9 protein-coding genes are annotated in these 16,617 nt (G+C 41.6%); 4 read left to right on the top strand and 5 right to left on the bottom strand.

The window, feature by feature from the left end; translation table 11 throughout:
- The first annotated feature begins 67 nt into the window (after positions 1 to 67).
- Positions 68 to 2,569: a DUF4955 domain-containing protein gene (locus DWZ47_RS04675; protein ID WP_117512404.1), complete on the top strand. Its 2,502-nt coding sequence runs from the start codon at positions 68 to 70 to the stop codon at positions 2,567 to 2,569.
- A gap of 24 nt (positions 2,570 to 2,593) precedes the next feature.
- Complete coding sequence (locus tag DWZ47_RS04670; RefSeq protein ID WP_004324310.1) at positions 2,594 to 4,579, top strand: PL29 family lyase N-terminal domain-containing protein; 1,986 nt, start codon at positions 2,594 to 2,596, stop codon at positions 4,577 to 4,579.
- A 60-nt stretch (positions 4,580 to 4,639) separates the two neighbouring features.
- Here the strand turns inward: DWZ47_RS04670 and DWZ47_RS04665 are convergent, their stop codons facing one another.
- Positions 4,640 to 5,809, bottom strand: coding sequence for an ATP-binding protein (locus DWZ47_RS04665; RefSeq protein ID WP_004324308.1), 1,170 nt, complete (start codon positions 5,807 to 5,809; stop codon positions 4,640 to 4,642).
- Between the two features lie 166 nt (positions 5,810 to 5,975).
- Between DWZ47_RS04665 and DWZ47_RS04660 the strand changes: the two genes are divergently transcribed.
- Positions 5,976 to 6,788 carry a Cof-type HAD-IIB family hydrolase gene (locus DWZ47_RS04660; protein ID WP_032847443.1) on the top strand — a complete coding sequence of 271 codons (813 nt, stop codon included), beginning with the start codon at positions 5,976 to 5,978 and terminating at the stop codon, positions 6,786 to 6,788.
- Between the two features lie 231 nt (positions 6,789 to 7,019).
- The gene (gene cysS / locus DWZ47_RS04655) at positions 7,020 to 8,501 is read left to right on the top strand and encodes a cysteine--tRNA ligase (RefSeq protein ID WP_117512403.1); all 1,482 of its coding nucleotides are present in this window, start codon (positions 7,020 to 7,022) and stop codon (positions 8,499 to 8,501) included.
- 139 nt (positions 8,502 to 8,640) lie between these two features.
- Here the strand turns inward: cysS and DWZ47_RS04650 are convergent, their stop codons facing one another.
- The 4 genes from DWZ47_RS04650 to DWZ47_RS04635 all read right to left on the bottom strand — a co-directional run bounded on the left by DWZ47_RS04650 (position 8,641) and on the right by DWZ47_RS04635 (position 16,611).
- On the bottom strand, positions 8,641 to 11,502 hold the full coding sequence (locus tag DWZ47_RS04650) for a chondroitinase family polysaccharide lyase (RefSeq protein ID WP_117512402.1): 2,862 nt from the start codon (positions 11,500 to 11,502) through the stop codon (positions 8,641 to 8,643).
- A gap of 113 nt (positions 11,503 to 11,615) precedes the next feature.
- Positions 11,616 to 13,166, bottom strand: coding sequence for a sulfatase (locus tag DWZ47_RS04645; RefSeq protein WP_032847435.1), 1,551 nt, complete (start codon positions 13,164 to 13,166; stop codon positions 11,616 to 11,618).
- Between the two features lie 151 nt (positions 13,167 to 13,317).
- The gene (locus tag DWZ47_RS04640; protein WP_117512401.1) at positions 13,318 to 14,520 is read right to left on the bottom strand and encodes a glycoside hydrolase family 88 protein; all 1,203 of its coding nucleotides are present in this window, start codon (positions 14,518 to 14,520) and stop codon (positions 13,318 to 13,320) included.
- Positions 14,521 to 14,802: 282 nt separating this feature from the next.
- Positions 14,803 to 16,611, bottom strand: coding sequence for a glycoside hydrolase family 2 protein (locus tag DWZ47_RS04635; RefSeq protein WP_117512400.1), 1,809 nt, complete (start codon positions 16,609 to 16,611; stop codon positions 14,803 to 14,805).
- Between the last annotated feature and the right edge of the window lie 6 nt (positions 16,612 to 16,617).

Raw genomic sequence — 16,617 nt, 5'->3', positions numbered from 1 at the left:
ATACTCTTATTTTATCCGGTTATCTTTGCCATTGTGAAAATTATAAATAACCCGAAATAATAAACGTATGAAAAACAGGAGCATTACCTACCTATTACTATTTGGTATTTGCAGCATGCTATTCGTTCTGCAATCTTGCCAAGAAACGGATGACCTGCGTTCTGAAATTGATTCGCTAAAAAATCGCGTCCAAGTATTGGAAGAAACAGCTAATCAACTGAACACTTCTATCGAAAGTTTACAGTATTTATTAAATGATCCGGTCATCGTGGGTATCACACCTATCGAAAATGGCTATACTGTAGAATTAAGTGACGGAAAAAGTATCACCGTCATGAGTGGAGAAAACGTTAATGCGCTAGTCCCCACTTTATCCGTAGATAACGAAGGATACTGGATTTATAGCACTGATGGAGGCACCACCTACATGCCTCTAAAAGATGCTAATGGCAATAAGATATATGCCATTCCAACCAGTAAGCCGACCGATCCTAACGGGCCGTCCACCCCTATTCAATCTCCTAAACTAAAAGTAGATGCAGAAGGCTATTGGCTAGTTAGCTATGATAATGGAAAAACTTATCAGTATCTGACCAATAATGACGGCAGCAAAATTGAAGCCATTGAAAGTGCCGGAAAAAATTCGATCTTTGACAAGGTAGAATATGATACTACCAGCAAGAAACTAACCATTATATATGGTAGCGATAAGACCATTGAACTTCAAGTGATCGATACATTCTATCTAAAGATAAAAGGTATGGAAAACACTCCTATTTTCCCGTTAAACGAAACACGCCTTTATGAAGTGGAACAACAAGATGTTACAGGAGCGGTGATTAAAGCTCCACAAGGATGGAATGTCGTTTTAAAAGATAATGAACTTTCCATTACTTCACCGAAAGCAAATGATATAGAGAATAAAGAAGAAACAATCAATATTATTATTACTTCTTCTAAAAACTATATCCGCATAATATCTTTCAAAGTACGACTACTGACAACAGGCTACGATGCCAACACATGTGATGTATGGAACAAATTTAACTTAGGACAAGCAGATAATGTACTGCTAGATTTCTCTTATGCTGGTTATAAACATGGTGAAGTCGCACCTCCCGATGTATGGTCTTTAGGTTACACTGTATATAATGTAAAAGATTACGGTGCTATTCCCAATGACGGCAAGTCCGACCGGGAAGCCTTAACCAAAATATTAGCCAAAATAGGCTCAAAAGTGGACAATGCCAAGGCGATAATCTATTTTCCTAAAGGAGAATACATTCTGCATACGGCAGCCGATGATGTAGATGGAAAATCACAAACAATTCAGTTATTAATGGGAGGAGTAATCCTGAAAGGTGACGGACGCGACCAAACTGTCATAAAAATGGATGCCCCTAACCAACCGACCAATCCAAGTGTCATGTATTCCTCACCTGTCATGCTGGAAATCAAGCATAATAGTGGATTATCCCCTATTACCGAGGTTACGGGAAACGCCGAAAAGGGGACTTTCTCAGTAGAAGTGGCCTCCACCACAGGTATTAAAGTCGGAGATTGGGTATGTTTACAACTGGCTGATAATAGTCCGGAACTTATCAAAGCAGAATTAGCACCTTACCAACCCACTTCAAACATGACTAATCTACATGAAGATGGCGTACAGGTCTTCGATTATCATTTAGTAGCAGCCATCGACGGGCAAACTGTTACTTTCAAAGAGCCAATCATGCATGCTGTAGATCCACAATGGAAATGGACTATCCAAAAATATCCCCACTATGAGAATGTAGGTGTGGAAGATATGACCTTTGAAGGAAAAGCTAAAGTTGACTTTACTCATCACGGTTCATGGGAGGACGATGGAGCCTACAAGCCTATCAATCTTATTCGCCTGACAAATTCATGGATGCGCCGCGTGGGCTTTCGTAGCGTCAGCGAAGCAAGTTCGATCGTCAACAGTTCCAATGTATCCGTATACGATGTGGTCATTGACGGAAACCGTGGTCACGCAGCTATCCGTTCGCAAGCCTCGTCACGCGTATTTATAGGCAAAGTGACGGACAAATCAAACGGATTCCTTATAGATAACAAAAATGTATACGAACAAGGAGCAGGCCAATACCACGCATGTGGTGTATCCAAGCAAAGTATAGGTGCTGTCATTTGGAATGTAGACTGGGGAACTGACGGTTGCTTTGAGTCTCATGCCACACAACCTCGTGCAACGCTGATTGACCGTTGTACAGGTGGTTTTATGAGATTCCGCCAGGGAGGTGATTACAACCAAATGCCTAATCACTTAGCCGATTTGACTTTGTGGAACTTTAATGCCAAGAACAATGTTGCGGATTCTCCATTCATCTGGTGGGACAACAATTCTCTTTGGTGGAAGTTCCTTCCTCCTATCGTAGTGGGATATCATGGCGGTAGTATTCATTTCGATGAAAGCCAAATGAAGTTGAATGAAGAACAGGGTAATACCGTTACTCCATATTCACTCTATGAAGCCCAATTACGCAAACGTTTAGGTGCAGTTCCGGCTTGGTTAAATTCACTCCAGTAATAACTTTAAAAACAAGATACAATTATGAAGAAACTTTGGTACGTATGTATGTTACTGACTGTATGTCTGGTAGGATGCAATAAGACAGACGACTTATGGGACGACGTTAACGATTTAAAGACTCGTGTTACCGCCCTTGAAAAAACCGTTCAAGATTTGAACTGGAACATTGAAGCCGTACGCGAACTTTGCAAAGAAGGCGCTACCATTACTGATATTGAATTAAAGGATGGTATATATACCATTACATTAAGTAATGGCAAGACACTCAAACTCGTTGAAGAAACCGGAGCGGGTGCCTTGATTCCTCAAATGGGCATCGACAACGATGGTTATTGGACGGTAAGCTATGACAACGGAAGCACTTTCACACAACTGAAAGATAAAAGCGGGAATCCTATAAAAGCAACGGCTGAAAATGGAAAGACTCCTCTTTTCCAAATCGATGCAGCAACAGGATACTGGCAAGTCAGCTACGACGGTAGTACTTATGAGAACGTAAAGGACTCTGCAGGCAATCCTGTAAAAGCAACCGACGGGGAAGCCGTAAAAGATAAATTTTTCAACTCTGTAGAAAAGGTTGGCAACAACTTCAATATTGAATTAAGAGATGGCACAAAGTTATCTATCCCTATCATCAGCAACTTCTACTGCAAGTTTGATGAAAGTATTGTAGGTATACAAAGAATCGCAGCAGGATCTACGAAAGATTTCATTGTACACATGAAGGGAGTAGAATCTTATATCATTACCGCTCCCGAAGGTTGGGAAGCGACTTTGTCTGAACCGTCCGCAGATAACGATGAAGGAACATTGACAATAAAAGCTCCTGCAACAGCAAAAACTCTATCGCGTGCCGTCGCTGATAATACCAAAGACGTATCTATTCTTGCAACTTCAGGAGCATATGCTGCCATCGCAAAAATACAGGTAGAGCTTGGAGAAGCAGAAACACGGATTGACTATAAAGCAAAATTCGATAACGGAGAAAGTATAACAATCGGTGATATCACATTTGATAAAAATACTTATCCCGATGCAGAAGTAGTAGAGTTGGATGGAACAGAACCAGAACTTGACAGCTATATCAATAATTCCAAGAAAGTCAAAATCTTATTCTTAACAGGAAATAATGATTTTACAACAATCAATCCTGTAAACCTTAATAATACAATTATTATCATTGGGAAATATTCTGATTCTAAACCTGTCATTAAACCTAGTAGGGTTTGGAAAACAGTCTCTGGAAATATCTTCATAAAGAATATTCATTTAGATATGAGTAGTTTCACTACTGATGGACAATATTTCAACAATTCGAATACTTCAAGTGCTACTGATTTCACAGCTTTGATCATAGATGAATGTAAGATCAGCGACGTTAAAAACCCAATTTATCAAGATACAGCAAAAGACAATTTGAATGGTATCAATACGATCATTATTAATAGAACTCGTATTATGGTCAATGCAGACAACAAAGCTCTCATACATCTATATACAACCAAAAACTTGGCTCCATACAAGAAATTTGCATTTACCAATAATATAGTATACAGTAAAACACCTTATGTGGGTCAAATATTGAATTGGGGATTACAAACAGACTTTACAGAAGGAAATCTTACTGCAATAATATCTAATAATACAGTAATTAATATTGCAGGAAACAATCCATATTTCAGACATAATAAAGGTAGTCTCACGATGACAAAAAACATCTTTTATGTAGACTCAAGTTTTGCAAAGAATAGCAACCTTTATACTTACGTGGGAAATGATACTCATCCTGTAAGTGTAACTACAGTAGATGTTAAAGATAATATCGTATATGGATTAACAAGTAACAGTAAATGGTATAATTACCATAGCAACTGTGATGCAAGTGCGAAAGTTGACCCCTATGTATTGACTCCTCACGCCACTGCACCACTGACCATTACTGATGTAGAAAACGGTATATTTGTCTTGGCAACAGATATGGATGGATACGGAGCAAACATAGAATAAGAAAACATTACAACATCAATAAAAAAGGATATCCGAATTTGGATATCCTTTTTTTATTGACTAATATCCCATTCCGAACTGCCACAACGGCACCACATTCATAAAGCCTCTTTCAATATCATCCTTCACCACAAATCCTTTCTGTACCTCCTGAATCTGCTTTTGTCCCTTTTTCTTTCCTCCCACCTCAAATGTCATATCATCAATCAAGAAATCAGAAACAGGAGAAGCTACTACATCCGAAAAAATACGGGTCTGGTTCAAAAAGAAAGTCTCCCTGATATTTCCAATATTAGAATTATCTTGAGCCAGACTATATATCAAATTGGTATTATCCAGATAAATTTTATCTACTTTCCCTAACCCGCGTATTCCGCCGGTAGCATCTCTCAACTGCGCTATCAACCCTGCCTCTTCAATATAAAGGCAATAATCGGATATATTATTACGGCTCACTTCAAGAATTTTAGCTATACTGCTAAAATTAGGCTTGAACGGCACACTCTTAGCAATGATAGCAAGAAGTTGCTTAAGTTTACGCCCAGTGGAAACATTCATATCAGCAAATTGAGGTATGTCCGACTCCAAAGTCAAATTGATGATCTGTCGCAAACGTATATCAAAATCTTCCTCCAATGCAAAAGGATAGTAGCCTTTCTGCAAATAGTCATGAAAGAGTGGAAGCGGATGCTCCAAACCCGGAATTTCCACTTTATGCGCTACAATATCCTGCAAACTGTATATTCCAGAAGGAATACGATGAAATAAATACAAATACTCACGAAAAGAAAGTCCCTGCATCTGATACATGACAGCGCGACGACTCAAATCTGAAGCTCCTTTATTAATATCCAATACAGATGAACCTGTAAAAACAATATTCAACTCTGAATGATAATCGTAAATCAATTTAAGCTCTTTCGACCAATCTTTATATTTATGAATTTCATCAATAAACAAATACTTGCCTCCCATTTTTACAAAAGCATCTGCCAAGTCAAGCAAACGATGGCTGGCAAAATAAAAATCTTCAGCCGTCACATATAAAGAGTCATTTAAATTCAGCTTTTCTTTAATGTGCTGTAATACAAGAGTCGTCTTCCCTACTCCTCTAGGTCCCGTAAGCCCTATCATGCGACTATTCCAATTTATCCTGGAATAAATATACCGGTGAAACTCAATATTAGTCTCCCGTATCATCTTGTGAAAATACTCAAATAACTTATCCATATAGCATTGGTTTATAGACAAAGATACGATTATTTGCACTATAATAGTGCAAATAACAAAACAAATTGCACTTTCACAGTGCAATTTCAGCTAAAGCCACATCTTTTCCCCCACCACCTTGCAGAAAAACTTTTTTAATTTATCTTTGCATCCAAAACAACCCTACATGAAATACAAACTTATCGTGCTCGATCTTGACGGCACACTCACCAACTCTAAAAAGGAAATCACTCCCCGCAACAGGGAAACTCTGATACGTATGCAAGAGCAAGGAATACGACTGGTATTAGCTTCCGGTCGACCTACTTATGGTATTGTGCCATTAGCTAATGAGTTACGTATGAATGAATTCGGTGGATTCATCCTGTCCTATAACGGAGGAGAAATCATTAATTGGGAAACACAAGAGATGGTATATGAAAATGTGTTGCCTAATGAAGTTGTTCCAGTGCTCTACGAATGTGCCCGTACCCATCAACTAAGTATATTAACCTATGACGGAGCAGAGATAATAACCGAAAACTCTCAAGATCCATACGTATTAAAAGAAGCCTTTCTCAATAAAATGGCAGTTCGGGAGACAAATGACTTCCTGACAGACATCACGCTTCCCGTAGCCAAATGCCTCATCGTAGGAGATGCCGATAAACTGATTCCACTTGAAGCCGAACTTTGTCTCCGGTTACAAGGTCGCATTAATGTTTTCCGTTCAGAACCCTATTTTCTCGAATTAGTCCCGCAAGGTATCGACAAGGCTCTTTCTTTGGCCGTCCTGTTAAAAGAAATAGGAGTAGCACGTGAAGAAGTTATAGCCATAGGTGATGGCTATAATGACCTATCCATGATTAAGTTTGCAGGACTGGGGATTGCCATGGGAAATGCTCAAGAACCTGTAAAGAAAGCAGCAGATTACATCACCCTGAGTAACGAAGAGGATGGTGTAGCCGAAGCAATCAATAAGTTTTGCAATCAACAATAGCCAAACATTTACTGACATGCCGGCAGAGTTTTAGTTTCTCGGTGAGAAACCTTTGGTTTCAAGGAATGAAACTATTGGTTCCTCGGTGTGAAACTGTTAGTTTCATACCGGGAAACAAATCACATTACTGGTAAAAACGACCCGACACTTAAAATCAACCGATTAAAGATAGGGCGCATATTCAGATTTTATACTAACTTTGCGGTTCCAATAAAACAAATATAAAATGTTATGGAACATCAACTTACCATTTACAACACCTTAGATAGAAAGAAAGAGTTGTTTGTACCGCTTCATGCACCTCATGTAGGCATGTATGTGTGTGGACCGACTGTTTACGGAGATGCCCATTTAGGACACGCCCGTCCGGCTATAACCTTCGATGTGTTATTCCGCTATCTCACCCACCTAGGATATAAAGTACGCTACGTACGAAATATTACCGACGTAGGTCATCTGGAACACGATGCCGATGACGGAGAAGACAAGATCGCCAAGAAAGCACGTCTGGAAGAGTTGGAACCAATGGAGGTTGTTCAATATTTCCTGAACCGCTATCATAAAGCAATGGAAGCGTTGAATGTACTTTCTCCAAGCATTGAGCCACATGCTTCAGGACATATCATTGAACAAATCCAACTGGTACAGAAGATTTTGGATGCCGGATACGCCTATGAAAGCGAAGGCTCCGTTTACTTCAATGTAGCCAAATACAATAAAGATTACCACTACGGAAAACTTTCCGGACGTAATCTGGACGACGTCTTGAATACCACCCGTGACCTCGACGGACAAAGCGAGAAACGCAATCCCGCCGACTTTGCCCTTTGGAAAAAGGCACAACCTGAACATATCATGCGCTGGCCGTCTCCATGGAGCGATGGTTTCCCCGGATGGCACGCCGAATGTACCGCTATGGGACGCAAATACCTGGGTGAACACTTCGATATTCACGGAGGAGGAATGGACTTGATTTTCCCTCACCACGAATGTGAAATCGCACAATCGGTAGCCTCACAAGGTGATGACATGGTTCACTACTGGATGCACAACAACATGATTACCATCAACGGAACCAAGATGGGTAAATCACTTGGCAACTTCATCACGCTGGACGAATTCTTCACCGGTACTCATAAGCTGCTGGCACAAGCCTACACACCAATGACAATCCGTTTCTTCATCCTGCAAGCTCATTACCGCAGCACGGTAGATTTCAGCAATGAAGCACTGCAAGCATCCGAAAAAGGCCTGCAGCGTCTGATGGAAGCCATTGACGCATTGGATAAGATTACTCCCGCATCGGCAACTTCAGAGGGAATCAACGTGAAAGAACTGCGCGCTAAATGCTACGAAGCAATGAATGACGACTTAAATACACCGATTGTCATCGCACAGCTTTTCGAAGGCGCCCGCATTATAAACAATATCATTGCCGGTAATGCCACCATCTCCGCCGAAGACCTGAAAGACCTGAAAGAAACATTCCATCTGTTCAGTTTCGACATCATGGGATTGAAAGAAGAAAAAGGCTCTTCAGATGGTCGTGAAGCAGCTTACGGCAAGGTAGTAGATATGTTACTGGAACAACGTATGAAAGCGAAAGCCAACAAAGACTGGGCTACTTCCGACGAAATCCGCAACGCACTGACAGCACTCGGATTTGAAATCAAAGATACTAAAGACGGTTTCGAATGGAGACTGAATAAGTAACAAGAAAAGAAAGTGCTCAACGCACCGTGTAAATACAAAGAAGACCGGCTCCCCATGAACCGGTCTTCTCTTTTTTCATAGAAACATGATGACTAATACCTCTCTTTAAATTCTTGTTTTCTCTTATCTTATTCACTAATTATTTATTTTCCATGAGCATTTCGACCGGCTGTCCATGCTGACAGGTTACTGTCAGTACGGTCTGGTCTCCCTGCTGTTCCAACCGGACATTTTCCATCGGGCTTGTCAATCTCCAATGTCCTTTAAGCCGTATCTCCTTAGTAATAGGACGACTGGGCTCTTTCGTTGTATACGTCTTCTCTTCTATATTCAGATTCGGATCACAGACGCTTAAACGGATACCCTTATCAGATTCTTTTGCATACATCACCATTGTTTCCGCAGGAATAGCGACGACCACTTTATCAGCGGCAGGCTGATAAGCTTCAAAAGCGGCATACGCCGTGATACCAGTCTTTTTATCATAAACAACGTGAGCAGTCTGATCGCGTTGCAACACCTCGTATGCAGGAGTTTTACGCAGTTCGTCGAGATCGGAAGCAGAAGGCTGTATCAATACCATATATTCATAAGTCCCCTCTTTCGGTGCCTTGCCATGTTCTATCCAGGCAGAAGAGAATTTTCCCTTAGTAACTTCACGCGTCTTTTCGTGCCGTGATTCCTGTTCTGCCACCTGTGCGCGAACGGTTCCGTCCACTACATGATAATAATTGTCATAACCATCATGAAGCCAATAGTTATCCTCTCCTACTTTGGGCTCCTTACCATTATATTTTGTCTGGAAAAGAGTCGTTTCCGTAGGATAATCCGCATTGGAGTTCGAAATACCTGTTCCCAGGCAAACCATCCGGTTATCAAAACAGAATACGGATTTACGGGCCACAAAGTCTGGTGTGAAATTCTCATAATCCCGTTCTGCCAATTTCATAGCGAACATTCCATTTTTACCATCTAAAGAACTGCTTCCGGAGAAATTCTCTTTGGAGCGTGCCATAGTCGTTCCTTTCAATGGGCTATCAAGCAAATCGAAAGGCAAATGAATGGTAGTTGTACCCGGCAAACGGTTCCAGTCCCATCCCTCCTGCACAAAACCGCTTCCGGCACGTGACACGGGATTTCCTTTCCCCATAATCTGCACGGAGCCATAACTCTGATAACGTCCGTAACGGTTATCTTTCGTATAAATTTCAGAGCCCCATACGTCAGTGGTATACCCTTTCAATGTCACCATCCAGTCCGCACGACGGAAAATGCCTGCCGAACCATAGTTGTAAACGAAGAATCCCTGTGGAGCCTGTGCCGGTTGAATACCTTCCTTCTTGAAGAAACGCGCATTCGGAGTATCACTATTGCGTATCAGACGTAAATAGTCGGCAGCCAGACCACGATCAAACGTATTTCCCTGACCGGACAAATCGCCAGATAAAGCGATATTGGCAAATGCTTCGATATCATCGCTTCCCATCTTCCCTCCAAAAGGATGACGGCCACTGATTCCGATGCCCCATTCATAGAAATTGCAATAATTGCGCATAGCAATAAAGGCTGATTTCATGTGTTTGCGCGCATCTTCGGTCAGTTCAAAACTTGTACCATTGGTAAATGCAATATATTCTCCTACAGTCGCAAGTACTCCAGTGGTATATCCCGGATAGAAACCGCCATGATGGAAAGTCGTACCGTCTACCTTTATACCACCGATCGTTCCCGGAGTATAACGCAAAGAAGAAGATAACCAACGTGATAATCCGCTCAACGCTTGCGCCTGTTCTCTTGCATCGGGAAACATCATAGCGGAAATAAATTTCGCCATCAATAACGTATGCCAGGAATCCAACAATTCATCACGTGTTGGAGAGCATGGCTGACGAGTTTCTTGCAGAGCCGCCCAAAAACGCAATGTGGAGAGATAAGCATCCCGATGAGGATGTTTATAGATAGCATCACGCATCAGCCAGGCAGTTGTATATATCTTACGTACCTGATAACCATAATGATGATTGGTACCCATACCGCTACCATAGGCAAATCCCTGATCGATAGCATAGTCGAATACGGTAAAGTAGTTTTTCTTTGATGTTTCGTTCTGGTTATAACAAGCATCATAGGCAAAACCGGAAAGCATCGTTTCAATATCGTTCCATGACATTTCTCCTTTCTTCTTGTCCTGTTCATCAGGAGCAACAATAGGAGTTCCTATAAATCCCGTTCCGGCGATGGATGGACTGATAGCCGCTTTCTCAAATGTTTTATAGGCAGCATTAATCGGTCCTTGCGGAGCCTTTTTCACTTCCAGAAAGTCAGTCAAACGTTGTTCGATAGTCTTCAATTCTTTCTTTTGTTCGCTTGACAATTTAGAAGGCAGAGGAATATCATACGACTGTTGTTCCCATTTCCACACGAGACACCAATGCCACAGGTCACGATTAGACAGCCCATTATTGGTAGGCAACTGTTGGTCGGGAGTGGTACGAAGATTCATTTTCTTTTCCGGAAAAATCAGACGGTCAAGAAAGATACGTCCTTTCCGTTGCGGGGCAACCAGTCGATAGGCTACGATCTTCTTATCTTTCTTGTCGCCCTGCATATACTCAAAAGAGATCCAGCAAGCCCGCCAACCTGCTGCCTGCAAACGATAAGAGAACCAATAAGAGACTTCTCCCTCCTTATTCAGAAACTCAAAACGAATAGAATCCTGCTGTGGTTTCTCATTATAAATCCACAAGGTAATGCCGAACTGCTTCTCGTTTCTCGTATTCAACGATAAAGGAGCAATTTGAACATCCAGCGTAGAACCGGGCTGAAAGTCCCATTCCAGACTACTTTCACCCTCTTTGTAAAAAAGAGAAGAGATTTTCACTTCTCCCTTTCCGGAAACTGTAAATGCTTCGGGCACTTCTTCTTCAAATCCGATGAGTTGAGCGAAAGCTGAAGGAATGATTCCCAAAAGGAATAATACTATAAAACAACTGTTTTTCATTACTATTTTCAATTTAAACGCGGATGCGGATTAACACCTATTATTGTCGCAGAGATTTACTCCTAAAATTGGAACTTATTTGAGTTAATCAGCGTTTTATAAATTACTAATCGCTAATAAGGAATCCGATCTGACAGAATCTTTTCCGTATACCAAGGATCATTAATTTCCTTCAACATAGCTCCCATTTCACCGCAAAGTTGTGCCACAATCTCCTTATTTTCTTCCAAAGGCAGGTTATGCAGTTGATATGGATCTTTTACATCATCGAATAAGAGGCTTTTCTTCAATTGCTTCGTATCACGGTCGATATATAACGCCAATGTATATTGAGCCGTCTTGATACCTCTTGAAGAAGGGAAGTAAGTCTGCACCAATCCATTTTCATCTTTATCGCCATCTACATTCTGAATATACAGTGCACCTGTAGGACGAACAATTTCAGCCTTTTCATCGAAGAAAAGAGGAGCGAAATTACGTCCCTGCACTTCCGCCGGAATAGAATCACCCAGTCCGCACAAGCCAAGCACCGTAGGCATAATATCAGGAGCGGAGAGCAATAAATCATCCACCCTCGGCTGAATCTTACCGGGAAAACGAACCAGGAACGGAATATTCATGGATTCAGAATAAGGGGAATTCTTCGGATCATCAGTGCGCTGGCTACACATCGTCTCACCATGATCGGAAGCAAAGATTACGACTGTATTCTTGTCCAATCCCAATTCTTTCAATGTCGTCAAAATCTGTCCGAAAGCACGGTCTACTCCGGTAACGGAAGCGAAATAATAACGTGCAGACTCCGCTTTCTTCATCTTCAAATCGACATTCGGACGAATCAACAGACTATCCAGAGACTGATCTTTATAAAGATTAAAATCCTGCTCTTCACAGTCATTCAAGGAGCGATACGGGCTGTGAGGAGGATTCATGCCCACCATTATGAAGAAAGGTTTCTTGGTATCACGTACGTTACCGTCATTTTTCAGATAAGAAATGACTTTGCCTGATTCGTGCAAAGGTGACCATTCCTTCGGATCGTGTCTCTTACCATCCGTATCCCAATAATGCGGGTTCTTGTGTTCGTCAAATGTTCCGTAAGAATACCAGTAGTTAAAGCCGTGCCGGCGTTCTTTCGGTGTATAGGCATCCCATGCCGGACGTTTTTCTTCCACATACTGTCCCGGATGTTCGGGATCGTTCGGAGTCGGGAAGTCAGCGTGAAGTTTACCAAAATAAGCACAGTCATAACCTGCTTTGCTGAATACATCACCGATACATTCCGCATCCTCGCGCAAGGAGCTGATCGGACGTGTAGAGTTGCAATTCAATGGTACACCGCTTTTGTTCGGATACATACCGGTCAGTAACATTCCACGATGAGGGCTGCTCAACGGACAGTTGCTCTGTGCAGACGACAAGACCATAGATTCACGTGCAAAGGCATCCAGATTAGGAGTATGCACGGGGTCTCCTTCAAAGTTTACTTTATCCCGGAATCCGTCCTGCCTCCAGAAGCCCATCGCCTGGTTACGGTATTGATCGGGAAATACATAGATTATATTAGGATGCTCCGCTTGTTGGGACGCTTGCTTCGGAGCCTTGCAACCTTGTGCGGCAAACAGCGTCAAGCCTCCTACAAGAAGGTTTATAGGTTTATTCATGATAGTTTATGATAAATAATTAAAACAGGTAAATGACAAACGGTCAATAGAAAGTTATAGATAATAAGTAGCGAATGATAAACGGTAAACATGTTCCGTCAGAATCCGCTAAGCATTCACCGTTCACTGTTTACCGTTCATTGTCTATTTCTTATTTCTTTTCCAAATCTCTTTTACGCATCAGTCCTTCCAAGAAATAATAGTCAGCATAGTTCAGAGGAGCGTCAATTTCCTGACCGTGAGGAATACTGCCAACCGAATGCATCAGGATAAAGTTTCCATTTGTTCCAACTTCTGCGCGATAAGCAGGTGAGCCCAAACTTTCCATTATCTTATCAGCCGTTTCTTTGTAGTGGTTGCCCGGCAGATAGCCATCCAGTTCGTAAAGGGCAGAGGCTGTACAAGCTGCTGCAGAAGCATCACGCGGTTCGTTCGGAATATTCGGAGCATCATAATCCCAGTATGGTACGAGGTCTTCCGGCAGGTTCTTATTATTAAAGATGAAGTTATAGACTTTTTGTGCCTGGTCGAGATATTTCTTGTCTTTCGTGTAACGATAGCAAGTAGTGTATCCGTAGAGTGCCCAAGCTTGTCCACGGGCCCAAGAAGATTCATCCGCATATCCCTGTGCAGTTTGTCTCTTACGCACTTCTCCTGTCTCCGGATCGTAATCTACCACATGGTAGCAGCTGTTGTCCGGACGGAAGTGGTGAGCCATTGTTGTATCAGCATGTTTCACTGCAATATTGTAGAAAGTAGAATCTCCGGAAAGAGCTGTTGCTTCAAATAAGAGTTCGAGATTCATCATATTATCAATAATCACCGGACATTTCCATCCCCGTGTTCCCTGCCAACCTTTATCGGCATCCCATGACTGGATAACGCCTGCATTCGGACGAAAACGAGTGGACAATGATTTGGCAGCTTCTATAATGACGTCTTTGTACTCTTTCTTATCTGCCATGCGATAGCCGTTCAGATAACTGCAACCAATCATGAAACCTACATCATGATGCCATTTCAGATATTTCACAGAATCAAGAGCTTCTGTGTATTTCTCAGCCAGCGGCAACCATTTCTTATCACCCGTCAGGTTATAAGTCAACCATATACTACCGGGAAAGAATCCGGAGCACCAGTCTTCCATCGGTATGTAAGAGATACTCCCATCTTCGTTGATTGTTCTCGGATTCAAGATTTTACCGGACTTCTCGATAATGTCCGTCTGGATTGTGTTCTGTGCCACAGCGTTGTCGATGTTGTCCTGAATAAAGTCTACTTCAACCTTTTTTTGTCCACCGCAACTCGTAAAGATCAATAGGGAAAGTCCTAATGCGCTAAGAATTGTTTTCATAATACAGGGATTATTTGTTAAGTGATTAATTTTCCTGATGGCAAAAGTAGTGCATTTAAATAGAATTGACCGACCTAAATAATCCAAATGAAGGACAATTTTGGTACATTTCACTGAAAAATGAAGGAATGGATAGAATTATATATTCAAAAAAACAGAGTCCAGATACAAAGAAAGTATCTGAATTCTGTTTTCTCAATTATATAATATTGCAAACTATATCTATAATTCGAATGGCTACAGATGAGTTGCCTTGTTCAGCCAAATAGCTAATCCGGCTTCTTACTTTAAACTTTCACAAATTTCCGTATTTGCCCTCTTCAATTTCTGTTCATCCAGTTTTATTACTTTGCGGTCGTATGTCATCAATCCGTTCACTTCGATCTCAACATCTGTAGTCTGTGTATAAACAGCAGCCGAGAATCCGCGTGCAATCATATCCTTCAGCATATTAGCATACTTCAGATACTCATCAGTAGCTTCTTTGGAAGTACTAAACTGAATATACCCCCAATTACGATTCGGCTCCCAAAGATGCTCCTTCAGCACTAAACCAATTCCTCCATACTCTCCGAGTACAGTTGCACGCTGTGCGTCATATAAATACATCTCCGGACCGGGATAATTATGCAAATCGAGCATATCACCACAGGTATAATGATTACCTCCACTGGCAGGATTCACTAAACGGGAAGGATCATATTGCTTTGTCCATTCTGCTATTTCAAGGGTTTTAAACTGCCCCCAAGCCTCATTGAAAGGTACCCATGTGCCAATACAAGGATAAGAGTAAAGGCAGTCGATAATTTCTTTCCATTCTTTACGATAAATAGCCTCTGATTCAGCAGACCGTTTGAATTCTGTTCCCTCAAAATACTTCCGATTCTGCCACTCGGGATTCTTATCGCCACTCGGCATATCCTGCCACACAATAACCCCTAAACGATCACAATGCGTATACCAACGGGCAGGTTCTACTTTTATATGTTTGCGAATCATATTATATCCAAAATCTTTTGTCTTTTGAATATCATATACTAAGGCCTCATCCGAAGGTGCCGTATACAAGCCATCCGGCCACCAGCCCTGATCTAAAAGACCAAATTGAAACAAGTCCTTATTATTCAATTGTAGACGTACAATTCCATTTTTATCGCGTTTCGTTGAATATTTACGCATGGCAGTATAGCTCTTAACCTTATCGATCAACTTATTTTCTGAATACAGACAAATTTCCATATCATATAAAAACGGAGAATCCGGCGACCACCACTTTACATCAGACGGCATAGCAATTTCAACCGGAATACCATTTACGGAACTTCCTACAGCCACCAACTGCTTTCCTTCTAATACCTTCACCTCCAATTTATCTGAAAGCATCTGATGATCTGTCATAACCTCTACTGTCAACTTATTCCTGTCAATATCAGGAGTCGTTTTGATATTGCCAATCGACCGGATTGGCACAGGTTCTAGCCAAACTGTTTGCCAAATACCACTGACAGGAGTATACCAGATACCTCCCGGCTTACTAACCTGTTTTCCTCTAGGTTGAGGACCTTTATCAGTCGGGTCCCACACTTTCACGATCAATTCATTTTCCCCATTCAGCAAGGCAGGCGTGATATCAAAAGAAAAAGGAGTAAATCCTCCTGTATGTTGTCCCACCTTTACCTTATTTACCCAAACATCCGCTTTCCAGTCAACAGCCCCAAAATGCAATAAGATCCTATGTCCTTTCCATTTGGAGGGAACCGAGAATTGACGCTGATACCAAAGTTCATTCTTCTCCCCAAGACTTTTCCCCACTCCGGACAAGCTTGATTCTACAGCAAAAGGAACTAAAATCCGACCATCATAACTTTGTGGCATAGCTTGACCTACCGGAGAAATAGCATAATTCCACAATCCGTTCAGATTTATCCAGTCAGCACGTTCCATAATTGGGCGGGGATATTCGGGCAACACGTTTTCAACATCTATTTTCGCCGCCCATTCCGTCATAATTCGACCGCCAACCGGTTTCCACTGTGCAAATAGATAAACACTATTAATAAGTATCACTAAAGAACATACAATTTTTCTCATCTACAT

The sequence above is a fragment of the Bacteroides sp. AF32-8BH genome (assembly GCF_003435205.1).
Taxonomy (GTDB): domain Bacteria; phylum Bacteroidota; class Bacteroidia; order Bacteroidales; family Bacteroidaceae; genus Bacteroides; species Bacteroides ovatus.
The sequence above is the reverse complement of the archived record's forward strand: the minus strand, read 5'-3'. Positions and strand labels throughout refer to the sequence as shown.